This window comes from Arthrobacter sp. NPDC058130, assembly GCF_042884475.1.
GTDB lineage: Bacteria > Actinomycetota > Actinomycetes > Actinomycetales > Micrococcaceae > Arthrobacter.
This window is the reverse complement of the sequence record NZ_JBHVTV010000006.1, coordinates 18,034-42,802: the sequence shown is the minus strand read 5'-3', so window position 1 is coordinate 42,802 and position 24,769 is coordinate 18,034. Positions and strand designations below refer to the sequence as shown.

The following is a 24,769-nucleotide window of genomic DNA, read 5'->3' as shown; positions in this document are numbered from 1 at the left end:
TCTGGGAAGTCCGCTGCGCCGGTGTCTGCGCGGGGCCCGCGCCACCGATGTTAGCTGCGGGTTTGATGCCTTGCGGCTGGCTTGGCTGAACATCGTGGCCTCCCATTAAGCGTGTTCGCTAATTCGAGTGCCCCCCGCCCATATCTTAAGCCTCCGGCCGTGTCTTATACCCAGGCCCTTTGGAAAAACTTGTGCTTCCGCCAGGCCGCGGCAGCGGCATCATCCGTCTCGGCCGGGGCAGCGGCCGCTGCCTCAGACCAGGCTGTCTTCCTTCACGGGCGCCTTCACGGGCGCCGGTGCCTTCACGGGTGCCGGTGCCGGCGCGCTCGCCGGAGCCCGGCCGGCCGCGTGGGCGGACGCCGCGGCGTGCACGGAGTGTGCCGGGCTGGTGTGGTGGCCGAACGGGTTGAAGCGGCTGAAACCGAGTTCGGCAAAGGCATAGGCGGTCTCCGCGTGCTCGGTCCGGTCCACGCCGGCGAGTTCGTCCTCGTGGCTGACCCGGAACCCCAGCGTCTTGTGGATGGCGAGCCCGATCACGGCGGTCCCGAGGCCGGACACTGCCACCGTGATGAGCACGGCCACGGTCTGCGCGATGACCTGGTGGAGCCCGCCGCCGTAGAACAGGCCGCCGCCCGCACCGTCCACCGGAAGGGCGATGAAGCCCAGCGCGAGGGTGCCGATGAGGCCGCCGCCCAGGTGGACGCCGACGACGTCGAGCGAGTCATCAAAGCCGAACTTGAACTTCAGGTCCACGAACACCGCACAGGCCGCACCGGCCAAGAAGCCCAGGCCCAGCGCGGCGAGCGGGCTGATGTTGGCGCACGACGGCGTGATCGCCACCAGGCCGGCAACGGCGCCGGACGCCGCACCCAGAGAGGTGGGGTGGCCGTGGCGGACCTTTTCCACGACCAGCCAGCTGATCATGGCAGCGGCGGGAGCGGCCAAGGTGTTGACCCAGATCAGGCCGGCCTGCTCCACAGTGGTGGCGGCGCCGGCGTTGAAGCCGAACCAACCGAACCAGAGGATGCCTGCGCCGAGCATGATGAAGGGGATGTTGTGCGGGCGGTGGCCGGGGTCCTTGCCGAAGCCGTGCCGGTTGCCCAGGATCAGGACCAGAACCAGTGCCGCGGTGCCGGAGGCGATTTCCACCACGGTGCCGCCGGCGAAGTCGATGACCTGACCAAAGACGGCACTCACGGCACCGCCGGCGCTCATGAGGCCGCCGCCCCAGACCATGAAGGCCAGCGGGCAGTAAACGAGGGTGATCCAGATGGGAACGAACACGGCCCAGGAGGTGAATTTCGCGCGGTCCGCGATTGCGCCGCTGATGAGGGCCACCGTGAGGATGGCAAAGGTGGCGCTGTAGCCGGCCTTGATCAGGTCGGGCGAACCGATGACGTTGCTCAGGCCGAAGCTGGCGAACGGGTTGCCGAAGACTCCCAGGACGCCCTGCCCGGTGCTCATGGAGTAGCCCCAGAGGACCCACACCACGCCGACGATTCCGACGGAGACGAAGCTCATCATCATCATGTTCAGCGCGGCCTTGGCCCGGGTCATGCCGCCATAAAAGAGTCCCAGTGCGGGGGTCATCAGCAGAACGAGCGCCGCCGAAATAATCATCCAGACGCTGCCAGCAGTGAGTTCCACCGGGGGTCCCTTCTCGTCAGTCTTCCTTTGCCGGGACACGTCGCCGCCGGCCCCCCGATCCGGGTTTAATCCTCGCGGAGCCATGTTTCCGGCAGTGGGGCGAAAAGTTGCGGGCACGTTACAGGAATCGGGACTGCGTGAAGTTCGCGTGACCGGCATGTTTCAGGAATGTAAACGGGATCTCTTGCGAACGTCGGCCCGGTGCTCACCGCCGGGGCCGAAGAGGCGGATCGGCAGCGGCGGCGGGAGAATGCTGTGCCGCCCGGCGGTGAGGTGCCGGCCAGGCCGATTTTTTGCGGCATTGTGCTTTAGCGGGAATGCACTCCCGCTAGCCGAGACGTGGCGGCGTCAGCCCGGTCCGCGGGCCTGGTCGAGGGGGATCTCAAGGCAGCGGCCGGACGCGTTCCAGCCGCTCGGCGTGCCGAGATGCCGGCTCAGCCGCTGCATCCGGGCGGCAATATCGGGCGCCGCCCCGCGGGCCAGCCGGGCCTGAAACCCGGTGATGATCGTGGGATACAGCCGCAGCGTGCGGGGTTCGCCGCCGTCGGTTTCCAGCATGAACACGAAGGACTGGTCATTGCGCTCGACGGGGTCCACGGCGTAGTCGTCAACGAAGTCGCCGGCGCTGAAGATGATCGGACGGTTCCGGTGGATCCCGACACCGCGGAAGACGTGGGGTGAGTGGCCGAAGACGGCGTCGGCGCCGGCGTCGATGAGGTTCCGGGCCAGGTCCTGATGCCGGGCAGGGACGTCGTATCCCCAATTGCCTCCCCAGTGGGCGGACACGATCAGCAGCTGGACGCGGGCCTTGGTCCGCCGGACCAGGTCCAACAGGTCGTCCAATGGGGCGGCACCGCCCTGGCCGCCGCCGTCGTTCGCGGGACGAGCCTTCAGCGGAACGTATTCCACGGGAACGTAGTGGACCCCCGGGGCCGTGGCGCCGGCCTCCCAGTCGGGCTGGTTGTCCGTGAAGGCAATGACGCCGACGGCGGTGGTGCCCACCCGCCGCACGGCCGGCCGCCGGGCGGCGTCCGAGTCAAGGCCGGCCCCGGCATGCAGGATGCCGCGGCCGTCCAGTACCGGGAGCATTTCCCGGAACGCATCCTGGCCGTAATCCAGGACATGGTTGTTGGCGAGCGAGACGACGTCGATCCCGGCCGCGAGGAGGCTGGCGACGTTCTCCGGGTCTGAGCGGAAAGTGAAGACCTTGCCAGGCTCGGGCTCGCCGCCGGATGCCAGGACGCACTCGAGGTTGGCGATGCGGAGGTCCGCCTGCCGGAGGACCTCCAGCGTGTCGCCCCACGGGTAGGCGGGCCCGGCCCTTGCCAGGTGCCGGTTCACCAGGCGGCCCAGCATGACGTCTCCCAGCAGCGCGATCCGCATGGCCAACCGGTCCGTCAGGTCATGGCCGGGGGCTAGCTCTGGTAGCCCTCGACCTCGCTGACCGGCCGCACCTCCGCCTCGTCGGGGTTCTCGCCGTAGTCCTTTTTGGCGCGCCGCTGGCGGAGCAGGTCCCAGCACTGATCCAGCTGTTCTTCCACCTGCTGCAGCCTGAGGATGTTGGGGACTCCCGTCCCGTCCTGGGTTGAGCCCTCGCGGAGGTTGTGTTCTTCCGCCACGAGTTCCTTGATGCGCTCCAGGATGTCCTGGTTGTCCACTGTGTCCTCTTTTCGTCCGACGGCGGCGGGGCCCCGAACCGTCCGTGGGTCCCTTCCCAGCCTACGGACGGGAAGTGGCCCTGAACAGGGGGGGCTGATGCGGCACACGGCTGCGGCGCACAGCCACGTACGCGGTCCTTGGGAACTACGCCTCGGTCTTGGGCCTAGCCAAGGAGTTCGTCCGGGTAACACCAGCGCCAGTCTTCGCCCGGCTCAATGCTGCGCATGACGGGGTGGCCGCTGGCCCTGAAGTGTTTGTAGGCATGGGTTCCGGACGAGGAATCGCAGCAGGCCACGTTGCTGCACTCCACGCACATCCGCAGGTGAACCGTCGTCGTTCCTTCCTGCAGGCAGGCAGCGCAGAAGGGATCCGCCGGGATGGCCGGGTCCGGGGCGGACTCCAAGTGGGGGCACACGCCACGGGGCCGGGCGATCCCCTCGCCGCGGCCGCCGTCGCTCTCTGGCTCCTCCAGCGAGGCATCCAGCATGGACTCCTCGACGTCGAGGCGGTCAAGGACGTTGGCCAGGACCTCGTGGGCGTATTCGCCGTTGCGCCGCAGCTCGAGGACCTTGGCGCGCTCGGCGTCCAGCATCTCAAGCCGGAGCTGGGCGTAGCGTTGGCTGGGGGTGGCGGCTTCCGCGGACGGCCGTCCCAGCCGCTCCCAGGCGGCCAGCCCGCGCTCCTGGGTCCGCCGCTTCAGCATCGCCACGACTTCCGGGGGGTCGCTGTCCGAGCGGATTTCCTGGAGCCGCCGTACGCCGGCCGCCGTGGCCATCTGCATGAGCGAAGCCTCGTTGAGTGCGTCCTCGCGCGGATCTGGTCCGCTCACGTGCAGCCACCGGACCAGTCCCGGCAACGTGAAGCCCTGCAGCGTCAGCGTTCCGGCCACCACCACGAGGGCCATCAGGATCAGCACGGACCGGTGCTCCAGCCCTGCCGGCAGGACCAGAACGGCGGCCAGCGTCACCACGCCGCGCATGCCGGCCCAGGAGACTATGGCGGCGTACTGCCAGGGCGGCGCAGGATCCGCGCGCCGGACCGCGGGAATGAGCCGCGGCAGGTACGTTGCGGGAAAGACCCAGACCGGACGCAGGACCAGCACGGCCAGCAGGACCACGGCGCAGCCGATCCAGATCCGTTCCGGCCCCAGCGAGTCATCCCGGACGCCCTCGATGATGGTCCGGACCTGCAGCCCAATCAGCAGGAACACCGAATTCTCCAGCAGGAACTGGACGGTGTGCCAGTTGCTGCGCTGACTCAGCCGGGCGGCCCCGTTCGGCATGGACGGCGCCTTGGTTCCCATGATCAGCCCGGTGACGACGACGGCCAGGACGCCGGAGGCGTGGATCGCTTCCGCCGGGAGGTAGGCCACGAGCGGGGCGATCAGGGAAATGGAGGTGTTGATGGCCACGTTGCGGATCCGTTTGCGGAGCGCGGTGAGCACGAAGGCTGCGGCAATGCCCACCACCAGGCCCCCGCCGGCAGCAAGGACGAAGCCGCCGGCGATCTCCGCGGCGGACACCGTTCCGGCGATGGCGGCGATGGCAGCGCGCAGGCAGACCAGCGCCGTGGCGTCGTTGACCAGCGATTCGCCCTCCAGGATGGTGACAATCTTGCGGGGCATGCCCACCTTGCGCGCAATGGCGGTCGCAGCCACGGCATCCGGGGGTGCGACGACGGCGCCAAGGGCCATGGCCGCCGCCAGCGGGATCTCCGGGAACAGCCAGGCGACCACCAGACCGATGCAGACGGTGCCGAAAATGACGTAACCCACCGAAAGCAGACCGATGGCGCGGCGGTTGGAACCGAAGTCGAACAGCGAGGTCTGCAAGGCGGCCGCGTAGAGCAGCGGCGGCAGCAGCCCGACCAGCACGAGCTCGGGGTTCAGCTCGATGGTCGGGACGAACGGGAGGAAGGAACATCCAACGCCAGCCAGCACCAGCAGGAGTGGGACGGAGATGTTGATTTTGTGGCCCAGCGCGCTGCAGGCGCAGACAATTGCGACCAGGGCCAGCAGCCCGAAAGCGACTTCCATTGCCCTATTCTGCCAGCAACACGGCCGTCGCTGGAGGCCTCATCGGCATATCATCAGCTTGCTTATGACTTGGCGGCTTCCTAGAGTTGAAAGTGCCAGCCAATAAGACTCTGCGCAGGCGCCGGGCGCGGACGGGCGCGCCCGGCCCGCGCCCCGGCACGAGGAGTACATATGTCAGAGCACAATATTTCCGGCAAGCAGATTTCGGGCAAGCAGATTTCGGGCAAGAAAGTCGCGTTCCTGCTGACCGATGGCGTCGAGCAAGTGGAACTGACCAGCCCATGGAATGCCGTGAAGGAAGCCGGCGGCGTGCCCACCCTGGTCTCGCCGAAGAGCGGCAAGCTGCAGGGCTACAACGGCACTGAAAAAGGCGAGACGTTCGCCGTCGAGGTGACCGCGGCCGAGGCAGACGCCGCCGACTTCCACGCCCTGGTCATCCCCGGCGGCGTCGTCAACGCCGACCACCTCCGCGTCGACAAGGATGCCCAAGCGTTCACCCGGGCGTTTTTCGAGCAGCACAAGCCCGTCGCCTCCATCTGTCACGGCCCGTGGCTGCTGATCGATGCCGGCGTGGTCAGCGGCAGGAACGTGACCTCGTATCACACGCTCCAGACGGACCTGAAGAATGCCGGCGCGATCTGGACGGACGAACAAGTGGTGGTGGACCAGGGCCTGGTGACCAGCCGCAGCCCGCGAGACCTCCCGGCCTTCAACGCCAAACTCGTTGAGGAAATAGCCGAGGGAGAACACGCGGGCCAGACCGCCTAGCCCCGTTCCCGCTGCAGCGTCCGACGGCGGCACACGCCGCCGTCGGACGCTTCCGGTTGCTCTTCTTTCTCCTGCCTTGGGCTTCTGCCGGGCACCTACCCACGCTGGCGGTTTTGGGGCAGGATATGCCCTGTAACGTGCACCGTCGTCGCTGCCGTCCAGGCCGACGCCCCAGCAGCCGCCCCATGCAGCAAGGAGTTTCGGACATGACCACGCTCAACCCCTACCTCGGTTTCCGCGACAACGCCAAGGACGCCATGACGTTCTACCAGTCGGTGTTCGGCGGGGAACTGACCATGAGTACCTTCGCCGAATACCACGCCAGCGAAGACCCCGCGGAGCAGGAGAAGATCATGCACGCCCAGCTGCGGACGGACGGCGGCATGGTGCTCATGGGGGCGGACACACCCAACAGCATGGACTTCACCCCCGGCAACAACTTTTCGGTGTCCTTGAGCGGCTCCGACGAAGCCGAACTCCGCGGCTACTTCGACAAACTGGCCGAGGGCGGCACCATCGCGATGCCGCTGGGCAAGGCGCCCTGGGGGGACATTTTCGGCATGTGCAAGGACAAGTTTGGGATCGACTGGCTGGTGAATGTCGGTTCTGAGCCCGCCTAGGCAGGGTTAGACCTCGAAGTGGGTCCGGGTGGGGCCTTGACCGAGTGACTCGACCACCCCGGCCGCGACGACGTGGAGCTTGATGTTCCGGGCGCTTGACGCCGACTTCAGGAGCCCGAACGCCTCGACCTGGCTGCAGCGGTTCTGCGCCATGATGATGCCGATGGCGACGTCGATCACGGTCCGCGTTTCCAGGGTGGCCTTGAGGTTGGCGGCGGTATCGCTGCTGTGCGCGAACCGGACCGCGAGCCGCAGGGCCAGGGATGTCTGGTGGACGAAGTCACGGGCCAGCTCCGTGGCACGGTCATCGAACCGGCCCGGCCGGTGCGAATACAGGTTCAAGGCCGCCCGGGTTCCGCCTTCCAGCAGGAACGGCAGTGCCAGGATGGACCGGAAACCGTGCCCGCGCACCGTCGCGGCGTACTGCGGCCAGCGGCCATCGCATTCGAGGTCCTCAACGCGGACGGTTTCCTGTTCCCGGGAAGCCGTCATGCAAGGCCCGTCGCCGTAGGCGTACTGGAGTTCGTCCATGGCCTGCGCGGCGGGGCTGCTGCTGGCGACGGTGGCCGCCTTCCTGTGGCGCAGCAGCGTGATGCCGCACAGGATTTCGTCCCCGGCCTCCGACAGGCTGCGCGCGGACACGCGAGCGAGCTCGCACAGGAAGTCCTCGACGTCGGAGCTGCTGAGTACCATTTCATGCAGGTGCTGGTTAATAGAATGTGCCGTTGATTCGCTGACCACTTGTCTGTTGTGCCGTTTCACTCAGGTCAAGACGACCCGTCCGTGCTGGCACCGCGGCAGGAGGCGGGTACGGCAGCAGCAGGCCGGATCGAAGAACAATCCAACGGCTCGCTGCAAAACCGTACCGAGTGAGTATATACATCCGGGCAGCTCCCCGTCAGCCGCGGTGCGGGTGCCCGTCCCGCGGCTGCAAAATCGGGCACTATGGCCCTCAACGGGTTTCGGCGCCGGGCGGATAGTTGGAGAGAGCGGCCATCTGGTCCATTCCGGGCGCGGGGAGCCTGGGGGAGCGCACCAGTTCAGCACCCGACTGATGGCCCATGGCCGACGTCTCGACTGGAAAGCCATAACCCATGAGCATCTTTGAAGACAGGGTCGACGCCGGCAGGCAGCTCGGCCGGCGTCTTGCGGAATTGCGTGGCCAGGACATCGTGGTCCTCGGCCTCCCGCGCGGCGGCGTGCCCGTCGCCTTTGAAGTCGCCGCCGCCCTGGACGCTCCCCTGGACGTGATTGTGGTGCGGAAACTTGGCCTTCCCTACCAGCCCGAGCTCGCCATGGGGGCAATCGGTGAAGGCGGAGCCAAGGTTTTGGACGAGCAGGTCCTGGCCCATTCACGGGTCACCGCCGGCGAACTGCAGGCCGTTGAGGAGCATGAACGCGCCGCGCTGGAAAACCGGCTGGTCCTCTTCCGGAAGGGCCGGACCCGGTTCGACCTGACCGGACGCATCGCGGTGATCGTCGACGACGGGATTGCCACCGGCTCCACCGCCCGGGCGGCCTGCCGGGTCGCCCGCAAGCAGGGCGCGGCACGAGTGATCCTGGCCGTTCCGGTGGCCCCGGCGGAGACCCTCGCCAACCTGAGCGAACCGGATGAAGTCGTCTGCCTGGCCACGCCGCGCCAGTTCACCGCCGTCGGGTACCACTACCGGGACTTCTCGCCGACGGACGACGACGAGGTACTCCGCCTGCTCGATCTGGCGGCCAAACGCCTCGAGGCCGCGCCGCCGCCATTCTGGGCCTCGGCGGCGGCCCGCAAAGACGCCGCTGCCGACGTCGACGAGGAAGTAGAGATCCCGTCCCGCGCGATGCGGCTCCAGGCGCAGCTCCACCTTCCGGTGCCGGCACGGGCCGTGGTGCTGTTCGCCCATGGCAGCGGAAGCAGCCGCCACAGCCCCCGGAACCGGTATGTGGCCGGCGTCCTGCAGCAGGCCGGCCTCGGCACGCTGCTGCTGGACCTGCTGACCACCGCGGAGGAGCGCAGCCGCGCCAACGTCTTCGACATCGAGCTCCTGGCCCGCAGGCTGTCCTCCGCAACGGACTGGCTGTCCACCCGGGCGGACACTGCCGCGTGCGCCGTCGGCTACTTCGGCGCGAGCACGGGCGCCGCGGCCGCGCTGTGGGCGGCGTCGGAGCCCTCAGCGCGGATCTCTGCTGTCGTGTCGCGCGGCGGCCGCCCCGACCTCGCCGGCCCGCGCTTGTCCGCCGTGACAGCGCCAACCCTCCTGATCGTGGGGAGCCTGGATCACGAGGTCCTGGACCTCAACCGGCGCGCGAAGGCCATGATGCGCTGCCCCAGCCAGCTCGCCGTCGTGCAGGGTGCGACGCACTTGTTTGAAGAACCTGGCACGCTCGCGGCGGCGGCCATCCTGGCTCGGGACTGGTTTGTCGACTACCTGCTGCCCCTCGGCAGTACCAACCCGCGGGCCGCCGGTGTCTGAAGGGCGCCGGTGTCTGAAGGGCGCCGCCCGGGTCCTCAGCGCCGGCGTCTTTGTGCCCTGGAACGCTGTGCCCTGGAACGGATCCCCAGGAGCATCCGCCGCTCCATCAGGAACTGCGCCGGTTCCAGCAGCGTCCGGAGGGCCACTCCCTCGGCCACGGGGGAGTAGTCATACCGGGTGCGGGACAGCAGCCTGGTGGCCCGGGGACCCGCGGGCCGCAACACAAAGGTCCAACCGACGTCCAGCCGGGGCCCGGTTGGACGAACCCCAGCCGGCGACATCTTCCCCGTGCGCAAATCGAAGGATCCGCCCAGCCCCAGTACAGCCTCGGACTCGAGGAGCCTGACCGGCAGGCCGCCGTCGGGGGACAGCGGAACGACGTCGCCAACCTTCAAGTGCTGAAGCTCGGGGTGAATTCTGTCCGCACTCCTGATGCCCAGACCCGCGGCGTTTTCGAGCCAGTCGTAGGAGTAAAAGCCACCGCGCCCGGCGCCCAGCTGGACCAGCCATGGCCAGACTTCGGACACCGGCGCCGCAATGGTCACGGCGCGGGTGGTCTGCATGCGCGGTCCGGGCACGATCTCGTCCCCGGCGAGCGGCCCGGCGGCCTCCTGGGTGGTGGCGCCCCAGCGCAGGAGCCGCGGCCGGAGAGCCAGGACGTACGCGGCGCCGGCGGCTGCGGCGGCAAAGGCCGCGATCGGTCCGCGCATCTTGCCAGGGGCGTGCGTAGCCGGCCGGGTTGCCGGCGGAGATCCGGTGTGGCTCATGCGGTGGTCCGGTGGACCTGATGGCGGTCCGCGCCCACGCCAACGCGCTGGTCACCGTTCATGGCCCCCAGCCTCCCGCCTGGTCCGGGAACTGCCTAGGGCCGAAAGTCACGCTGGGGCTGGGCGCCGGGCCCGCCTACCCATAGGGTGGAACGGTGACTGCCGGCGCCGGCACAGGCGCCGGACTTCCAGAGCCTGCCACCCGAGGAGTACCTGATGAGAGTTGCTGTTACCGGAGGAAGCGGAAAGCTGGGCCGAAGCGTCGTGCGGCGGCTCGGCGAAGACGGGCACCAGGTGACCAACCTGGACCGGACGGGCGCAAGCGGCCGCGGGTTCACGCAGGTGGACCTGCGCAACTACGGCCAGGTGGTGGATGCGATCCTTGGCCTGGACGACCGCCACGCCGGCTTCGACGCCGTCGTGCATCTGGCCGCGATTCCGGCACCGGGACTTGCCCCCGACGCCGCCACGTTCGAAAACAACATGCTCTCCACCTACAACGTGTTCCAGGCCGCCCGCCGGGCCGGGATCAAGAAGATTGTCTACGCCTCCAGCGAGACTGTGCTGGGGCTGCCGTTCGACGTCGACCCGCCCTACATCCCGGTGGACGAGGACTACCCGGCCCGGCCGGAAAGCACCTACTCCCTGGTCAAGCACCTTGAGGAGCAGATGGCCATCCAGCTGACCCGCTGGGACCCGGAGCTGAGCATCACCGGCCTGAGGTTCTCCAATGTGATGGACCCGGAGGACTACGAGGAGTTCCCCTCCTTCGACCACGATGCCACCCTGCGCAAATGGAACCTCTGGGGCTACATTGACGGCCGGGACGGCGCGCAGGCCGTGGCCCGCGCCCTGGAGCACGCCAAGCCGGGCTTCGAGGCGTTCATCATCGCCAACGCGGACACCGTGATGAGCCGCTCCAGCGCCAGCCTCGCCGCCGAGGTGTTCCCCAACGTCACAGTGGTCAAGGACCTCGGCGAGCACGAGACCATGCTGTCGATCGACAAGGCCAAACGGCTGCTGGGCTACGCGCCCGAGCACAGCTGGCGGACCTACCATTCGCTGCGCACCACCCCCACAGAAGACTGACCCAACCTGAGGAGTCCCATGCAATACCGCACCCTGGGCAACAGCGGCGCCGTCGTTTCCAACTATGCGCTGGGAACCATGACATTTGGTGCCGAGGCCACCGAGGAGCAGTCCCGCGCCATCCTGGATGACTACTTCGCGGCGGGCGGCAACTTCATTGACACCGCAGACGTCTACAGCTCCGGAGTGTCGGAGGAAATCATTGGCCGGTGGCTGGCCGACCGGGCAGAAGTCCGGGACCGGGCCGTGGTGGCCACGAAGGGCCGCTTCCCGATGGGCCAGGCCCCCAACGACGTCGGGACCTCCCGGCGGCACCTGGTCCGGGCGCTGGATGACTCCCTGCGCCGGCTCGGCGTCGAGCAGATCGATCTGTACCAGCTGCACGCGTGGGATCCCATCACTCCCCTCGAGGAGACCCTCCGTTTCCTGCACGACGCCGTCACCAGCGGCAAGATTGCCTACTACGGCTTCTCCAACTTCCTGGGCTGGCAGCTGACCAAGGCCGTCCACGTGGCGAAGGCTCATGGCTGGAGTGCCCCGGTGACGCTGCAACCGCAGTACAGCCTGCTGGTCCGCGACATCGAATCGGAAGTGGTTCCGGCCTCGCTGGACGCCGGAATCGGGCTGCTGCCATGGTCGCCCCTCGGCGGCGGGTGGCTGTCCGGCAAGTACAAGCGCGACCAGCCGCCCGCGGGGGCCACCCGACTCGGCGAAAATCCGAAACGCGGAATGGAGGCCTGGGAGGCCCGGAACGCCGATCCCCGCACGTGGGAGGTGATTGCCGAGGTGGAGGAAACCGCCGGGCGGCACGGCGTAAGCCCGGCCCAGGTGGCGCTGGCCTGGCTGGCGGACCGGCCCGCGGTCACCTCCGTTATCCTGGGCGCCCGCTCCACCGGGCAGCTGGCGGACAACCTCGCGGCGGCGGATCTCAAGCTCACCGCGGGCGAGACAGACCGGCTGACCGAGGTCAGCCGGCCGCGCGTCGGCGTCTATCCGTACGGGCCCATGGCCCAGGAACAGCGCAGCCGAAAGCTCGAGGGCGGCCGCTAGGCAGGCAACGCGCTAACCCGGCAACGCCCCAACCAAACAACGCGGGGTCACTTCGCGCCGCTCCAGGTGGACGGGCGGGAAGTGACCCCGCGTTGTGGCCTTGCGGAAGATTCGGCTTAGTGGACGAGCTCGCGGGTCATGCCGAAGGGAACCTGCTCGGAAAGGGCCGCAGTGTAGTGGCCCGGCTTGTGCCGTGTGAGCAGGATGCCGTGGGTTCCAGTGGTCATGGCGACCTGCTGGAGGCCGCGGACGGCGTCGTTGAGTCGTTCGTCGAGGACCTTCCGGCTGTCGACCTTGATCTCAATGGACTCGGTAATGGTGGTCATCGCTCTGTCTTTCTTGGAGTACTTCTAGTCGGCCCCAATGGATTCAGGAACACTAACGTCATATTTATTCACGCGTCAAATCCTCAAAGGGTCAACTTTCGGTCCGGAAATACGGTTCCGGAGGGCTGTGCGCTGTTGACCTGCGCTTCCTCCCGCTCCGGCACCTTCGGCCCTAGATATCGAACCGACCGGCGGACCTGCGCTCGTGGACGCTGAGGATGCGGCCGTCCGCGGCCCGGGCGAAGACGAGTTAGAGTTGCTTATTAGACATCATAAGTTGTTTGGAGGGCGCAGTGCCAAGCGGCTCGCAGCAAGGCATTTGCGTCTTCCGGCCGGCAGGTTACCCCGGCCGGAAGCCCGGCCTCCATCCACGCACGGATGCTTTCGGCTGCATTCTTACCTGCCACCGCAGCGAATAACGGGGATAATCGACAGCGGAGACTATCCAACACGGCGCAAAGGCGGTACGGCGACATGGCACAGGCTCAAACAGGCAAACCGCAGGGCCGGTGGCGGACCTTCCACGAAAAGTTCGTCGTGGAAGAGCGGTACATGAGCGCGGCGGCACGCCGGAATCTCTACCGCACCGCCGTCGTCCTGATGATCACCGGCGTTGTGCTGTTCGTGGTCCTGCTGGCCGGAGTCCTCCAGCATGGCGGCATTTCGGCGGACGATGAGCCCACGCGGTCCTGGCTCCTGACCCTGCGCGGGGAACCTACCACCACCATCATGATCATTTTGGCGATCATCTTTGGCCCCATCGGCCTGCCGATCATCGTCCTGGTGGTGACCGTGGCCTGGGGCCTGCTCGCCAAGCATGCCTGGCGGCCGATGCTCCTGGCCGGCGCCATGCTGACCGGGGTGATCCTGGCGCAAGTTATTGGCCGGATCGTGGAACGCCAGCGTCCGCCCATAGAGCTGATGCTCTTCGGGGCCGACTCCACGTTCTCCTTTCCCTCCGGACACGTCCTGGGCGCCTGCGATTTCCTGCTGGTGACCACGTACCTGGTCTTTTCGCGCCGGAAGAACCCCGCGGCCGCCGTCGTCGCCTTCATTGTGGCGGGGATCGGCATGTTCTTCGCCGCCTTCAGCCGCCTCTACCTGGGCTACCACTGGCTGACCGATGCCCTGGGCGCCTTCTCGATCTCGCTCGTGGTCCTTGGCGCTGTCATTGCGCTGGATACCTGGCGGACAGCCAGGATTCCGGGCGAACAGGTCACCGGGACGCTGTCCACCGCCGACGCTGCCTCCGACGCCGACGCTGACGCCGGCGCTGACGCCGGCCAGGACTAATCGGCGTCAGCGGCTGCGGCCCGCCTGGGCTCCGCTCGTTGAGTTGACTGCATAGCGTCCGTCAAACTCCGCAGGTCGTGGCGCCCGCCCCGGGGGAAGCCTAAAATCAGTCCACCACCACTGAAACTACATAGAGGTTCCCGTCGATGAACGCATCCGCCAGGGATCTGGCTTCCCTCCTTCCGCCCGGATTCACTCTGGGTGTGGCGACGTCGGCCTTCCAGATCGAGGGCGCGCTTGATGAAGACGGCCGGGGCCCCTCCGGCTGGGACGTTTTCGCCGCGAAACCGGGTTCGATCGTGGGGGACCAGAGCCCGGCTGTCTCCTGCGACCACTATCACCGGATGCCGGAGGACGTGGCACTGATGAAGGACCTGGGGATCGATTCCTACCGGTTTTCGCTGTCTTGGTCCAGGATCCAGCCCGGCGGCAGCGGGCCTGTGAACCGCGCAGGACTGGACTTCTACAACCGGCTGATCGACCTGTTGCTCGCCAGCGGCATTTCCCCCATGGCCACCCTCTACCACTGGGACACCCCGCTGCCCTTGGACCAGGCCGGCGGCTGGATGAACCGGGACACTGCCTACCGGCTGGGGGAGTTCGCCGCAATCGCCGCGGCTGCCTTCGGGGACCGCGTTACCCGCTGGGTGACTGTCAACGAGCCCGCCACGGTCACCACCAACGGCTACGCCCTGGGCATGCACGCGCCCGGCGAGGCACTCATGCTCCAGGCGCTCCCCACCGCGCACCACCAGTTGCTGGGGCACGGCCTGGCGCTCCAGGCGCTGCGTGCTGCCAAGGTACGCGGGGACATCGGCATCACCAACGTGTATTCGCCGATGGTCCCGGCCACCGCCAACCCGCTGGACAAGGTAAGCGCCGGACTCATGGACATGGCGCAGAACCGGCTCTACGCGGATCCTGTGCTGCTCGGCAAGTACCCGGACGTCATCAGGGCCGCCACGTTCTTCTCATCCTCCTTCAGCCCTTCCAGCGACGATATGGAGTTGATCTCGCAGCCCCTGGATTTCTACGGCCTGAACTACTACATGCCCACCCTTGTCGGGGCGGGTCCGGGTGAAGGAGCCGTGCCGCCGGGCATGGCCGAGGCCATGGGGAACGACCTCGGCGGGACACCCGGCGCTCCCTTCCACATCGCGTCCTTCCCGGACACCGAGACCACGGCCTACGGCTGGCCGGTGAAGCCCGAATACATGTCCGTCGCGCTGGCTGAGATGGCCGAGCGCTATCCGGATCTGCCGCCGGTCTACATCACCGAGGGCGGGGCCAGTTTTGAGGACGTCGTGGTCCGGGTTCCCGGGGCTGACCGGCCGATGGTTCCGGATGAACGGCGGCTGCGCTACCTCGCGGACCACATCGGCACGGCCCTGGAAGCGACACAGCGCGGCGGTGCCGCCGAGTCCGTGGACCTACGCGGCTACTATGTGTGGTCCTTTATGGACAACTTCGAGTGGTCAGCCGGCTACAAGCAGCCGTTCGGTCTGGTGCACGTCGATTTCGACACCCAGGTCCGCACGCCGAAGGCCTCCTACTACTGGCTCCAGGAGGTCATCGCGGCCCGGAGCGCGGCCACCGCCGCCCGCGCCACCAGTGCCGCCGTCGGGCAGGAAGACGGCGCCGCCGTCGTCCCTGCCGTAGATCCGGCACCGTAGATCCTGACTAGAGCAGGTCCAGGTCCTGCAGGCCCTTGGCGAGTCCGGCGCCATCGGGCGAATAGATCCACGGGACCGATGATTCCGAGTGGTCCCCGGTGTCGGAATGGCCGCCGGCGAAGACGGCCTCACTGGCCGAGAGCTGGCGGATTCCGATCGCGGCAACCTGTTCCGGGTGCTCTTGCGCGAAACCGGAGTAAATCTCTTCATCGTGCTGGCCGTTGTCGCCGAACAGCAGCCAGCGCATGTTCGGGAACTCCTGTGCCAGCAGCTCGAGGTTCCGGCGTTTGTGTTCCTGGCCGCTGCGGAACCAGCGGTCATGGGTCAGTCCCCAGTCCGTCAGCAGGAGCGCGCCCGAGGGGTAGAGGTTCCGGGCGATGAAGCGGCCCAGGGTGGGCGCTGCGTTCCACGGCCCGGTGGACAGGTAGATCACGGGCGCCTCCGGGTGCTCCACCTTGAGCCGGTCCATCAGGACTGCCATGCCCGGTGTCGCCATCCTGGCGCGTTCGTTCAGGACGAAGGTATTCCACAGCGCCAGGAAGGGCCGGGGGAGGGCCGTGACCATGATGGTGTCGTCAATGTCCGAGACGATGCCCAGTGTGGTGTCCCGGGAGATCACGAAAATCTTGGCCTCCACCGGTTCCGTGCCTTCGGCCCGCAGCACGGCCGTGTGCCAGCCCGGAGTCAGGGCCACGTGGACCAGCGTGTCCACCAGGCCGCCGCGGTCCGCGCGCACCCGGGTGGTGACGCCGCCGATCTGGATTTCCACCTCGGTGAACTGGACCGGGACGCTGGTGAAGGCGCGCCAGCCGCGGAAGTTCTGGTTGCCGTTCTGGGCAAGACGCTCGGCCTTGCTGCCGGGCACGGGCCTGCTGGTGAGGACCACGCGTCCCAGTATCCTGACCCACTCCGTGGAGCCGTAGCCCTGGTAGGCAACGGTCTGCGGGATGAACTTCCAGCGCCGGGCCGTCCTGAGGCGAACCCCGTTGACGGTGTCCGACACCAAGTGGGCGAGCCTGAAGGCCCTGTTGCCGGACACGGGCAGGTGCTGCGCTGGTTGTGACGCCAATTCCATGCCTCCACTCTCCCACAGCGCCGGGCTCCGGCAGTGCCCGCGGGGTTCCGGGAGGGGGCGCCCATGACGCCGGATTACCCGGGTGGCGGCTCGCCCAGCAGCCCGCGCAGTGTGGCGGCGTTGCGGACGGCGTTGCCGCCGCCGTCGTTGTTGAAATAGGCGTAGACGTCCTTCCCGCTGGCCTGCCACTCGCGGATCCTGTCCGCCCACCAGCGCAGGTCGTCCTCCGAGTAGGAGCCGCCGTACAGGAAGTCGTGGTCCGGGCCGTGCAGCCGGATGTACACGAACGGCGCGGTCGCGCGCAGGACGCAGGGGAGGCCGGCGCCGCTCATGATGCAGTAGGCCGCGCCGTGGCGTTCCAGCAGGGCGTATACGGCGTCGTCGTTCCAGCTCGGGTGGCGGAACTCCACGCAGACGCGGATCCATTCGGGGAGCGCCGCCAGGAAGTAGTCCAGCCGGGCGTCGTCCCGCGCCAGGCCCGGGGGCAGCTGGACCAGCAGCACGGCCCTCTTGTCGCCCAGCTCGTGCCAGCACCGGGTGATCCGGTCCACCCAGACCTCCGGGGAGTAGAGCTTCTTGGCGTGCGTCAGGCCGCGGGGAGCCTTGACGGACATGGCGAAACCCTCGGGCAGCCGGCGGCGCCAACTGGCGAACGAGACCTCTTTCGGCCAGCGGTAGAAGCTGGCGTTCAGTTCCACGGTGTTGAAGCGGGCCGCGTAGTGCTCCAGCCGGTCCCGGGCTGGCAGGCCGTGCGGGTACAGCACATCCTCCCAGTGGTCATAGCTCCAGCCCGATGTGCCGATCCGCAGTTCCCCGCCGCGGTCAGCCATCGGCCGTCCCTTTCCGGCTCCTGCGCATGGTTGGATCCTAGACCCGCGGGCCGGGCGGGCCGAACCGGGAGGCCCGGACCGGGCGGGCGGTCCGCAGTGGCGGCCGCCGTATTCCGCGGGGGCGGTGCCGCGACGGGTCCTCGTGTGCCGCGGCACGGTGTGGCACTGTAAGTCTCATGGCACGCATCGAGGATTACGCAATGGTCGGGGATCTGCACACCGCGGCCCTGATCAGCACCGAGGGTTCCATCGACTGGTTGTGCCTGCCACGCTTCGACTCGCCGGCCTGTTTCAATGCCCTCCTCGACACCCCAGCGGCCGGCCGGTGGCTGCTGGCGCCCGAAAGCGGCGGCGAATGTACGCGGCGGCGCTACCGCAAGGGCACGCTGATCCTCGAAACGGAGTGGGACTTGCCCGAGGGCAAGGTCAGGATCATTGACTTCATGCCACCGCGGGACGAAGTGGCGGACATCGTGCGGATTGTCGTCGGAGTCCGTGGCACGGTGCGGATGCGCGGCGAACTGGCGCTCCGGTTCGACTACGGCCATATTGTGCCGTGGGTCCGCCATGACGACCGCGGGATCCACGCCGTCGCCGGCCCCGACGCCGCCTACCTGGTGACCGGGGCGCCCCTGCGCGGCGAGCGGATGCACACCGTCAGCGACTTCACGGTCACGGCCGGGGAACGCGTGCCCTTCGTGCTGACCTGGAGCCCCAGCCACCTCCGCCGGCCACGGACCGTGGACCCGGAAACGGTCCTGGCGTCCACCGAGCAGTTCTGGCAGGACTGGTCCGCGAAGTGCAAGATCACCGGGCCGCACCGGGACGCGGTCCAGCGCTCACTCATCACCCTCAAAGCCCTGACCTTCGCCCCCACCGGAGGCATCGTCGCCGCCGTGACGACGTCCCTGCCGGAGGAGATCGCCGGCACCCGGAACTGGGACTACCGCTTCTGCTGGCTGCGCGACGCCACCCTCACGCTGCAGGCGCTGCTGGCCGCGGGCTACACGGAGGAGGCCGGCGCCTGGCGCGACTGGCTGCTCCGCGCCGTCGCCGGGGATCCGGCGGACCTGCAGATCATGTACGGCCTCCACGGCGAACGCCGGCTCCCGGAGCTCGAACTGCCGTGGCTGAAAGGCTATGAAAATTCCGCGCCGGTGCGCACCGGAAACGGCGCGGCCGGCCAGCTGCAGCTCGACGTCTGGGGCGAGGTGCTGGACTGCCTGTCCCTGACCCGGAACTCACTCCTCAAGCACACCGACGACGCCTGGGACGTCCAGGTGGCCCTCATGGAACATCTCGAGACCGCCTGGACCCAGCCGGATAACGGGCTGTGGGAAATGCGCGGCCCGCAGCGCCACTTCACACACTCCAAGGTGATGGCGTGGGTGGCGGCGGACCGCATGGTCAAGGGCGTCCGGGACTTCGGCCTGACCGGCCCGGCGGACCGGTGGGAGGAGCTGCGGGACACCATCCACGCCGAGGTCATGGCCAACGGGTTCGACGCGGAACGCAACACTTTCGTGCAGTCCTACGGCCGGCCCGAGCTGGACGCGAGCCTCCTGCTGCTGCCCCGGGTGGGGTTCCTGCCGCCGGATGATCCGCGCATCATCGGAACCATCGACGCTGTCCAGCGTGAGTTGATGCGCGACGGGTTCCTGCGCCGCTATCTGCCGGCGCAGAGCGACGACGGGCTTCCCGGCGAGGAAGGGGTGTTCCTGGCGTGCTCGTTCTGGCTGGTGGAGGCGCTGATCGGGGCGGGCCGGCGCCACGAGGCCCGGGAGCTGTTCGAGCGCCTGCTGGCGCTGCGCAACGACGTCGGACTCCTCAGCGAGGAGTGGGGTGTCGAGGCCGGCCGGCAACTGGGCAACACGCCGCAGGCCTTCAGCCACTTCGCCCTGGTGATGAGCGCGCTGGAACTGCATGAGGATGGAGTCCGCCGCAGCGACACCGCCCCGCCCGCGGGTGCGGGCGGGGCGCCTGTACGGACCGCCCGGGCGCCCCGTCCGGGCCCTGCCCCGCGCGGGTAGCGCGCCCCGCCGCGGGCGCGTGTGATTCCCCAAGCGAGTGGCAGGACTTTCAGCACTTTCCTTCCACCGCAAAGTAAGTACACTTACCAATACCAAGGCGGGGGATACGAGGGAGTGAGGAATCTTCAATGGCGGGATATTTTGAGCTCGTGGACGCGCCCGACGGCGGCTACCGCATTCGGATGATGGACGGGGCAGGAAGGCTTATGGCCGTCTCGGTCACGTTTCCGAACAAGAAGGCGGCGGTTGCCGGCGTGGCCCAGACGCGGGAGATCGCCGGAACCGGCCTGATCAGGGACCGCAGCGCCGATGGGCGGGCCGCCGTGCCCGGCTCGTCCGCACGGGTGGTGAGGGGGCGGCGAGCCGGCGCCGGGCGTTTCCACTCCGCAATGGGCGGCCCGCTGGCGGCGGGAAAGAGGGCGCAGGCCCGCCGCTGACCCTCCGCGCCACTGGTACTGATCCTCCACCGCACTGACTCTGCGGCGAGGGCCGTTTCCTTGGCGGGTTCCCCGTGCAGAGCGGCTACAGTATGGCCATGGACCAGAGGGGGGACCGGCGTGCCGGCCGTGCCCGGAAGAGGCTGCTCGGCCGGGTGGCCGTGCCGCTCACTGCCGCGGCCATGCTGCTCGCCGGTCTGGTCCTGCTCGCCCAGCCGGTGTCCTCCGAGGACTTTGGCTGGTTCGCGTATGCCCCGCTGGCCACGAGGCCCGTCGTGCCGCAAGGGCTCATGTTCATGGGTGCCGAGACCTGGACCGGGGTCGCGTTTATCGGCGTCGGGCTGCTCGTGCTGGCGTTCTGGTCCGGCTACCGCACGGGCCGGCAGACCCGGGACCGGGATGACGAGTCCCGGTAGGCGAATCCCACCCTGGATTTACCGCCGAGATGACAGTACGCGGCGGTCGGGCCGCGCAACACTGCCGTGATGTGCCGTCTCGGCGATAGGCTGGCCGGGCAGCCGCGCACACCGCGCAATCGTCGAGGAGGACCGAATGAGCCAGCACCATACCCCCGGAAAGGTCGCCGTCGTCACCGGAGCCGGCTCCGGCATCGGCCGGGCGGTGGCCCGGCTCATGCTGGCCGAGGGCTACCGGGTGGTGCTGGCCGGGCGGCGGGAGGAGCCGCTCCTCGAGACCGCGGCGGGCCACCGCCAGGCGCTCGCGGTCCCGTGCGATGTCACCGTCCCCGCCGACGTCGAGCGGCTCTTCGCCGCGGCGCTGGGGCAGTGGGAACGGGTGGACGTGCTCTTCAACAACGCGGGCGTGTTCGGCCCCGCCGCCTCGGTGGACGAGATCACCGTGGAGGACTGGGACGCGACCGTCGCCGTGAATCTCACAGGATCCCTCCTCTGCGCCGCCGCCGCCGTCCGGGCCATGAAGGCGCAGTCGCCCCAGGGCGGACGGATCATCAACAACGGTTCGATAGCGGCGCATTCGCCGCGGCCGCGGACTGTCGCCTACGCAGTGACCAAGCACGCGATCACGGGCCTGACCAAGAGTATTGACCTCGACGGGCGCGGGTTCGGCATCAGCTGCGGACAAATCGATATCGGCAATGCGGCAACGGATCTCATGGAAGAGATCGGCGTCGGCTCCGGGGCCGTTCAGGCGGACGGCAGCCTGCGGGCGGAGCCGACATTTGCGGTGCAGGACGCCGCCCGGGCCGTGCTGCTGATGGCCGGAATGCCGGCTGCGGCGAACGTGGGATCCCTCGTGGTTACGGCCGCGGGCATGCCGTTCCTCGGGCGGGGCTGAGTCCCGGCCAGGGCCCGGGCCGCAGGGCCCCGGCCAGAGGTGCCCGGTCTGAGGGCGGGGCTCGAAAGGTACCGGTCAGAGGGGCAGGAGGGCGGACAGGTCCGCGCGCAGTCCCGAGGCGGCAACGTTGCCGGCCGCGACGGCGTCTGCCCAGCTCAGCTGCCCGCTGACCATCGCCAGCCACGTGGCGGCGTCGCACTCGATGACGTTCGGCGGCGTGCCGCGCGTGTGCCGCGGGCCCTCCACACACTGCGTGACGCCGAACGGCGGGACGCGCACCTCCACGGAATTGCCGGGCGCCCGGGCGGTGACTTCCTCCAGCGAGTAGCGCACCGCCGTCGCGATCGTGGCGCGCGGGACAACGCCGGCTCCTTCAGTGTCCGGTGCCGCGGCGCCGGCTCCTTCGGTGTCCGGTGCCGCGGCGCCGGCTCCTTCGGTGTCCGGCGCCGCGGGGTTGGCGGCCTGCCATGCGGCAAGCGCCGCGCGGCCCTCGTCCACGGCGATTCGACGGCGAGATACAGCCACGTTCCTGCCCTCCTGCCCCTAGTCCAGCAGGGCCGCGACGGCCCGTCCGAGCCGGATCTTGCCTACCGGGCGTCCTCCGCCCAGCACCGGGTCCACCACCTTGTCCAGGACGCTGGACACTTCGGGAATTTCAACGGCGCCGGAAGCGGCCAGGAGGGTCAGCCCGACGAGCGTGGTGGCCCGGATGTTGCCGTCGAGCATCTTGATGGCAACGGAGACGCCCTGGCGAGTGGCCATGACCAGCACGCCCTCGGCGCCGATCTTGGCCAGGATGCCGAGCTCGTCCATGACGATCGTGTTGGCTTGTCCGCGTCCCTGGACCGCCCACGGGTAGTCCAGCATGGACGTGGCAACCGTGGCGGCCCGCGCGTTCGAGTTCTTGTCGCCCGGGGCCTTGGCCAGCTTCGAGTAGGCCCTGGCCAGGCCGGTCAGGGAGACGGCAGCCACCGGCGCGCCGCAGCCGTCGATGCCGAGATGGGCGATGCGTTCGCCGCAGTACTCCTCGATGACCGAGCGGATGCGCTGCTGCAGCGGGTGGTTCGGTTCGAGGTAGCTGTTCTTGTCCCAGCCGTTCTCCGTGCACGCCCACAGGAACGCGGCGTGTTTGCCCGAGCAGTTGAAGGCCAGCCTGGACTTGCCGCGCTCGGTCTGGACGAGCCAGTTCCGGGCGGTCTCATCCTGGGGCCAGTCGGCCGGGCACTGCAGCTGGTCTTCCTTCGCACCGGCCGCCTTGAGCATGCCCTCCACCACGTCCATGTGGTCGAGGGACCCAGTGTGGCTGCCGCACGCGATGGCCACCTGGGCGCCGCGCAGGGGCACCCCCGACTGCATCGAGGCGAGGGCCTGCAAGGGTTTGAGCGTGGATCTGGCAAGGATGGGGGCGGTGATATCGCCGAGCTCGAATACGACCGTTCCGTCCGCAGCCATCACAACAGCCGAGCCGATGTGGCGGGACTCAACGAAGCCGCTGCGTTCGATGACTGCCAGTTCGACGGCGGAGTCGACTGAGAAGGTTGCATGCGGGTTCAAAGCCATGCAGCAAGTCTATGGTGCCGGGCGCGGATACCCCGGTTATTCCACGGTCACCATAACCGACTGCCAGCCGGAGGCGCCGTTCGGGACCGGGTCCGCGCGTTTGTCCGTTTGGAGCTCGCCGGTGCCGTCCGTGGCGCGGACCTTGATGTAGTGCGGTCCGGGTGTGGCGTCCCACTCGAAGGACCACTGCCGCCACGTGATGAGGGAGGCCTCGTCGGAGAGCACTGCCTCGGTCCAGGGGCCGCTGTCGATCTGTAGTTCGACCTTGGTGATCCCGCGGGTCTGGGCCCATGCGGTGCCGCCGATTGCGACCTTTCCGGCGGGGACCTTGGCAAAGGACTTGGGCACTTCCACCCGCGCCATGGTCTTGATCGGGCCGTGGTCGGACCAGCCGCGCTGGGTCCAGTACGCTTTGCTGTCCGCGAAACGGGTCACCTCAAGGTCCACCACCCACTTGGTGGCGGAGACGAAGCCGTACAGGCCGGGAACCACCATCCGTACCGGGTAGCCGTGTTCCAGGGGGAGGGCCTCGCCGTTCATGCCGATCGCCAGCATCGCGTCGCGGTCGTCCTGGAGGACCTCCAGCGGGGTGGAGGCGCTGAAACCGTCGATCGAGGTGGAGAGCACCATGTCCGCCTCTTGTTTTGGGCGGGCCATCTTCAGGACATCGCGGACGGGCATGCCCAGCCATTTGGCGTTGCCGGCGAGGTTGCCGCCGACCGGGTTGGACACGCAGGTCAGGGAGACATGGGATTCGATGAGCTGGGCGTCGAGGAGGTCCTGGAAGGTGAGTCGGATTTCCTTCTCGACAAGGCCGTGGATGCGCAGTTCCCAGTCCTGGGCGTTGATCTCAGGGACGCTGAGGGCCGTGTCGATCCGGTAGAAGTCCTTGTTCGGGGTCAGCCACGGCGTGACGCCGGGGACCTTGGACTGGACACCGGCCGGGACCGCGGCGGCGGCCTTGGCGGGTGCGGGCAGCTTCAGGGATTCGCGGGCCGCGGCCACGTTGCTGCGGGCGGCGCTGAGCAGGCGCCCGCCGGTGGCGGCAATGGCCGACGCGGCGGCGGTGATGCCGGCGGCGGCAAAGAACGCGCGCCGCGTGGTCGCCGGGCGGTCGGGATCCTTCGCGGCGACGTCGGCGGCACTGTCCGGCCATTGCCGCATCCGCCACAGCCGGGTGATCAGGAACCGCAGCACCACCAGCCCGGCCACGGTGCCGACCAGGGACGGGATGGCGTCGACCGGTTTGACGCTGGCCCGGGTGACCACGCTGCCGACGATGACGGCACCCATCAGCACCACACCGGCCACCCCCAGGGCCCACTTCCGGTACGCCACGATGCCGAGCACGCAGGCCAGGAGCAGGATCGTGACAGCCATCCCGACGAACAGCGCGGCCTTGTCATTGGTGCCGAACGTGGCAATGGCAAAGTCCTTCATCCACGGCGGCGTGAAGTCGATGAACGTCGAGCCCAGCGCAACCAGGGGCGTCGCCCTTGCCGTGAAGAACGCGCCGATCAGTTCCGCCACGGACAGTACGACGGCGGCGGCGGCCACACCGGCCACCGCCGCCAAGGCAGTGGCGCCGCGGGACCGCTTGCTGGGCTTCATGCTGGGCTTGTTCATACAGGCCATTCGTAGCCGTGCGGCCGGCGGATTGTCTGATGCCGGGCTGGACATGCCCTCTTCCGGGACCGGGGAGTGGGCATGCTCCGTGGCTTGGGGGACATGTCCGGTCTTGGGATAGAGCAGTGGACATGCTCCGTGACTCCCGGGGACATGTCCAGTCCTTGTGCTCAGGCGTGGGCATAGGGGTGATATGTCCAGTGGCCGGGGCCTGGGCTGGGCATGTCCTCAGGGGTGCTGCGCACGGGCTGGGTGGCTGCGGTGGAAGTGCCTGGTGGTTTTGGGGGACATGTCCGGCCTTGGGATAGAGCAGTGGACATGCTCCGTGACTCCCGGGGACATGTCCAGTCCTTGTGCTCAGGCGTGGGCATAAGGGCGATATGTCCAGTGGCCGCGCCCTGGCTGGGCATGCCCCGCGGATTCCCCGGCGCCGGGGCCGGCCCCGCGGTGAACCCCGCAGTCCTGCCCGCAGTCCAGCCCGCAGTGAACCCCGCAGTCCAGCACCCAGTGA

23 protein-coding genes are annotated in these 24,769 nt (G+C 68.4%); 11 read left to right on the top strand and 12 right to left on the bottom strand.

Going from position 1 to position 24,769, the window contains the following annotated elements:
* Window positions 1-252: 252 nt before the first annotated feature.
* The 4 genes from ACFVTM_RS12235 to ACFVTM_RS12220 all read right to left on the bottom strand — a co-directional run bounded on the left by ACFVTM_RS12235 (window position 253) and on the right by ACFVTM_RS12220 (window position 5,341).
* Window positions 253-1,620: an ammonium transporter gene (locus tag ACFVTM_RS12235; protein ID WP_390203900.1), complete on the bottom strand. Its 1,368-nt coding sequence runs from the start codon at window positions 1,618-1,620 to the stop codon at window positions 253-255.
* Window positions 1,621-1,995: 375 nt separating this feature from the next.
* Complete coding sequence (locus ACFVTM_RS12230; RefSeq protein WP_390203726.1) at window positions 1,996-3,030, bottom strand: CapA family protein; 1,035 nt, start codon at window positions 3,028-3,030, stop codon at window positions 1,996-1,998.
* A 32-nt stretch (window positions 3,031-3,062) separates the two neighbouring features.
* A complete protein-coding gene (locus ACFVTM_RS12225; RefSeq protein WP_390203725.1) occupies window positions 3,063-3,305 on the bottom strand; it encodes a DUF2630 family protein in 243 nt (80 codons plus the stop codon).
* Window positions 3,306-3,469: 164 nt separating this feature from the next.
* Window positions 3,470-5,341 carry a Na+/H+ antiporter gene (locus tag ACFVTM_RS12220; RefSeq protein WP_390203724.1) on the bottom strand — a complete coding sequence of 624 codons (1,872 nt, stop codon included), beginning with the start codon at window positions 5,339-5,341 and terminating at the stop codon, window positions 3,470-3,472.
* A 171-nt stretch (window positions 5,342-5,512) separates the two neighbouring features.
* Here ACFVTM_RS12220 and ACFVTM_RS12215 point away from each other — a divergent pair, with 171 nt between their 5' ends.
* On the top strand, window positions 5,513-6,109 hold the full coding sequence (locus ACFVTM_RS12215; RefSeq protein WP_390203723.1) for a type 1 glutamine amidotransferase domain-containing protein: 597 nt from the start codon (window positions 5,513-5,515) through the stop codon (window positions 6,107-6,109).
* A gap of 206 nt (window positions 6,110-6,315) precedes the next feature.
* Window positions 6,316-6,729: a VOC family protein gene (locus ACFVTM_RS12210; protein WP_390203722.1), complete on the top strand. Its 414-nt coding sequence runs from the start codon at window positions 6,316-6,318 to the stop codon at window positions 6,727-6,729.
* A gap of 6 nt (window positions 6,730-6,735) precedes the next feature.
* On the opposite strand, the gene ACFVTM_RS12205 is transcribed toward ACFVTM_RS12210, so the two are convergent.
* Window positions 6,736-7,470 (bottom strand): GAF and ANTAR domain-containing protein, encoded by a 735-nt coding sequence (locus tag ACFVTM_RS12205; RefSeq protein WP_390203720.1) that lies wholly within the window; start codon window positions 7,468-7,470, stop codon window positions 6,736-6,738.
* Between the two features lie 353 nt (window positions 7,471-7,823).
* On the opposite strand from ACFVTM_RS12205, the gene ACFVTM_RS12200 reads away from it, so the two are divergent.
* Entirely contained in the window at window positions 7,824-9,188 is a 1,365-nt protein-coding gene (locus ACFVTM_RS12200; RefSeq protein ID WP_390203719.1) for a phosphoribosyltransferase family protein, read from the top strand.
* A 35-nt stretch (window positions 9,189-9,223) separates the two neighbouring features.
* Here the strand turns inward: ACFVTM_RS12200 and ACFVTM_RS12195 are convergent, their stop codons facing one another.
* Window positions 9,224-9,955: an SRPBCC family protein gene (locus tag ACFVTM_RS12195; RefSeq protein ID WP_390203718.1), complete on the bottom strand. Its 732-nt coding sequence runs from the start codon at window positions 9,953-9,955 to the stop codon at window positions 9,224-9,226.
* A 216-nt stretch (window positions 9,956-10,171) separates the two neighbouring features.
* Here ACFVTM_RS12195 and ACFVTM_RS12190 point away from each other — a divergent pair, with 216 nt between their 5' ends.
* Both ACFVTM_RS12190 and ACFVTM_RS12185 read left to right on the top strand, forming a co-directional pair.
* A complete protein-coding gene (locus tag ACFVTM_RS12190; protein WP_390203717.1) occupies window positions 10,172-11,044 on the top strand; it encodes an NAD-dependent epimerase/dehydratase family protein in 873 nt (290 codons plus the stop codon).
* An 18-nt stretch (window positions 11,045-11,062) separates the two neighbouring features.
* Window positions 11,063-12,094, top strand: a complete 1,032-nt coding sequence (locus ACFVTM_RS12185; RefSeq protein WP_390203716.1) for an aldo/keto reductase — start codon at window positions 11,063-11,065, stop codon at window positions 12,092-12,094.
* Between the two features lie 116 nt (window positions 12,095-12,210).
* Here ACFVTM_RS12185 and ACFVTM_RS12180 read toward each other — a convergent pair whose 3' ends face one another.
* Window positions 12,211-12,420: a hypothetical protein gene (locus ACFVTM_RS12180; protein ID WP_390203715.1), complete on the bottom strand. Its 210-nt coding sequence runs from the start codon at window positions 12,418-12,420 to the stop codon at window positions 12,211-12,213.
* A 474-nt stretch (window positions 12,421-12,894) separates the two neighbouring features.
* Between ACFVTM_RS12180 and ACFVTM_RS12175 the strand changes: the two genes are divergently transcribed.
* Both ACFVTM_RS12175 and ACFVTM_RS12170 read left to right on the top strand, forming a co-directional pair.
* Window positions 12,895-13,713 carry a phosphatase PAP2 family protein gene (locus ACFVTM_RS12175; RefSeq protein WP_390203714.1) on the top strand — a complete coding sequence of 273 codons (819 nt, stop codon included), beginning with the start codon at window positions 12,895-12,897 and terminating at the stop codon, window positions 13,711-13,713.
* 146 nt (window positions 13,714-13,859) lie between these two features.
* Window positions 13,860-15,386 (top strand): glycoside hydrolase family 1 protein, encoded by a 1,527-nt coding sequence (locus tag ACFVTM_RS12170; protein ID WP_390203713.1) that lies wholly within the window; start codon window positions 13,860-13,862, stop codon window positions 15,384-15,386.
* Between the two features lie 7 nt (window positions 15,387-15,393).
* Here ACFVTM_RS12170 and ACFVTM_RS12165 read toward each other — a convergent pair whose 3' ends face one another.
* Both ACFVTM_RS12165 and ACFVTM_RS12160 read right to left on the bottom strand, forming a co-directional pair.
* A complete protein-coding gene (locus tag ACFVTM_RS12165) occupies window positions 15,394-16,461 on the bottom strand; it encodes an App1 family protein (protein WP_390203712.1) in 1,068 nt (355 codons plus the stop codon).
* A 74-nt stretch (window positions 16,462-16,535) separates the two neighbouring features.
* Window positions 16,536-17,291 (bottom strand): DUF72 domain-containing protein, encoded by a 756-nt coding sequence (locus ACFVTM_RS12160; RefSeq protein WP_390203711.1) that lies wholly within the window; start codon window positions 17,289-17,291, stop codon window positions 16,536-16,538.
* A 176-nt stretch (window positions 17,292-17,467) separates the two neighbouring features.
* Here ACFVTM_RS12160 and ACFVTM_RS12155 point away from each other — a divergent pair, with 176 nt between their 5' ends.
* The 4 genes from ACFVTM_RS12155 (at window position 17,468) to ACFVTM_RS12140 (ending at window position 21,072) form a co-directional block, all read left to right on the top strand.
* Entirely contained in the window at window positions 17,468-19,321 is a 1,854-nt protein-coding gene (locus ACFVTM_RS12155) for a glycoside hydrolase family 15 protein (protein ID WP_390203710.1), read from the top strand.
* 128 nt (window positions 19,322-19,449) lie between these two features.
* A complete protein-coding gene (locus ACFVTM_RS12150; RefSeq protein WP_390203709.1) occupies window positions 19,450-19,758 on the top strand; it encodes a hypothetical protein in 309 nt (102 codons plus the stop codon).
* Between the two features lie 98 nt (window positions 19,759-19,856).
* Entirely contained in the window at window positions 19,857-20,174 is a 318-nt protein-coding gene (locus ACFVTM_RS12145) for a hypothetical protein (RefSeq protein WP_390203708.1), read from the top strand.
* 136 nt (window positions 20,175-20,310) lie between these two features.
* A complete protein-coding gene (locus tag ACFVTM_RS12140; RefSeq protein ID WP_390203707.1) occupies window positions 20,311-21,072 on the top strand; it encodes an SDR family oxidoreductase in 762 nt (253 codons plus the stop codon).
* Window positions 21,073-21,147: 75 nt separating this feature from the next.
* Here ACFVTM_RS12140 and ACFVTM_RS12135 read toward each other — a convergent pair whose 3' ends face one another.
* From ACFVTM_RS12135 to ACFVTM_RS12125, 3 genes are read right to left on the bottom strand one after another with little or no spacing between them, the layout of a single operon-like run.
* Complete coding sequence (locus ACFVTM_RS12135; protein ID WP_390203706.1) at window positions 21,148-21,597, bottom strand: sterol carrier family protein; 450 nt, start codon at window positions 21,595-21,597, stop codon at window positions 21,148-21,150.
* A gap of 18 nt (window positions 21,598-21,615) precedes the next feature.
* Window positions 21,616-22,632, bottom strand: coding sequence for an asparaginase (locus ACFVTM_RS12130; RefSeq protein WP_390203705.1), 1,017 nt, complete (start codon window positions 22,630-22,632; stop codon window positions 21,616-21,618).
* A gap of 36 nt (window positions 22,633-22,668) precedes the next feature.
* Window positions 22,669-24,258 (bottom strand): molybdopterin-dependent oxidoreductase, encoded by a 1,590-nt coding sequence (locus ACFVTM_RS12125; protein ID WP_390203704.1) that lies wholly within the window; start codon window positions 24,256-24,258, stop codon window positions 22,669-22,671.
* Window positions 24,259-24,769: the final 511 nt, after the last annotated feature.

Coding starts and splice junctions, on each gene's coding strand:
- ACFVTM_RS12235 (WP_390203900.1), bottom strand. CDS start 1,620: ATGATTATTTCGGCGGCGCTCGTTCTGCTGATGACCCCCGCACTGGGA.
- ACFVTM_RS12230 (WP_390203726.1), bottom strand. CDS start 3,030: ATGCGGATCGCGCTGCTGGGAGACGTCATGCTGGGCCGCCTGGTGAAC.
- ACFVTM_RS12220 (WP_390203724.1), bottom strand. CDS start 5,341: ATGGAAGTCGCTTTCGGGCTGCTGGCCCTGGTCGCAATTGTCTGCGCC.
- ACFVTM_RS12215 (WP_390203723.1), top strand. CDS start 5,513: ATGTCAGAGCACAATATTTCCGGCAAGCAGATTTCGGGCAAGCAGATT.
- ACFVTM_RS12210 (WP_390203722.1), top strand. CDS start 6,316: ATGACCACGCTCAACCCCTACCTCGGTTTCCGCGACAACGCCAAGGAC.
- ACFVTM_RS12200 (WP_390203719.1), top strand. CDS start 7,824: ATGAGCATCTTTGAAGACAGGGTCGACGCCGGCAGGCAGCTCGGCCGG.
- ACFVTM_RS12195 (WP_390203718.1), bottom strand. CDS start 9,955: ATGAGCCACACCGGATCTCCGCCGGCAACCCGGCCGGCTACGCACGCC.
- ACFVTM_RS12190 (WP_390203717.1), top strand. CDS start 10,172: ATGAGAGTTGCTGTTACCGGAGGAAGCGGAAAGCTGGGCCGAAGCGTC.
- ACFVTM_RS12185 (WP_390203716.1), top strand. CDS start 11,063: ATGCAATACCGCACCCTGGGCAACAGCGGCGCCGTCGTTTCCAACTAT.
- ACFVTM_RS12180 (WP_390203715.1), bottom strand. CDS start 12,420: ATGACCACCATTACCGAGTCCATTGAGATCAAGGTCGACAGCCGGAAG.
- ACFVTM_RS12175 (WP_390203714.1), top strand. CDS start 12,895: ATGGCACAGGCTCAAACAGGCAAACCGCAGGGCCGGTGGCGGACCTTC.
- ACFVTM_RS12170 (WP_390203713.1), top strand. CDS start 13,860: ATGAACGCATCCGCCAGGGATCTGGCTTCCCTCCTTCCGCCCGGATTC.
- ACFVTM_RS12165 (WP_390203712.1), bottom strand. CDS start 16,461: ATGGAATTGGCGTCACAACCAGCGCAGCACCTGCCCGTGTCCGGCAAC.
- ACFVTM_RS12160 (WP_390203711.1), bottom strand. CDS start 17,291: ATGGCTGACCGCGGCGGGGAACTGCGGATCGGCACATCGGGCTGGAGC.
- ACFVTM_RS12155 (WP_390203710.1), top strand. CDS start 17,468: ATGGCACGCATCGAGGATTACGCAATGGTCGGGGATCTGCACACCGCG.
- ACFVTM_RS12150 (WP_390203709.1), top strand. CDS start 19,450: ATGGCGGGATATTTTGAGCTCGTGGACGCGCCCGACGGCGGCTACCGC.
- ACFVTM_RS12145 (WP_390203708.1), top strand. CDS start 19,857: ATGGACCAGAGGGGGGACCGGCGTGCCGGCCGTGCCCGGAAGAGGCTG.
- ACFVTM_RS12140 (WP_390203707.1), top strand. CDS start 20,311: ATGAGCCAGCACCATACCCCCGGAAAGGTCGCCGTCGTCACCGGAGCC.
- ACFVTM_RS12130 (WP_390203705.1), bottom strand. CDS start 22,632: ATGGCTTTGAACCCGCATGCAACCTTCTCAGTCGACTCCGCCGTCGAA.
- ACFVTM_RS12125 (WP_390203704.1), bottom strand. CDS start 24,258: ATGAACAAGCCCAGCATGAAGCCCAGCAAGCGGTCCCGCGGCGCCACT.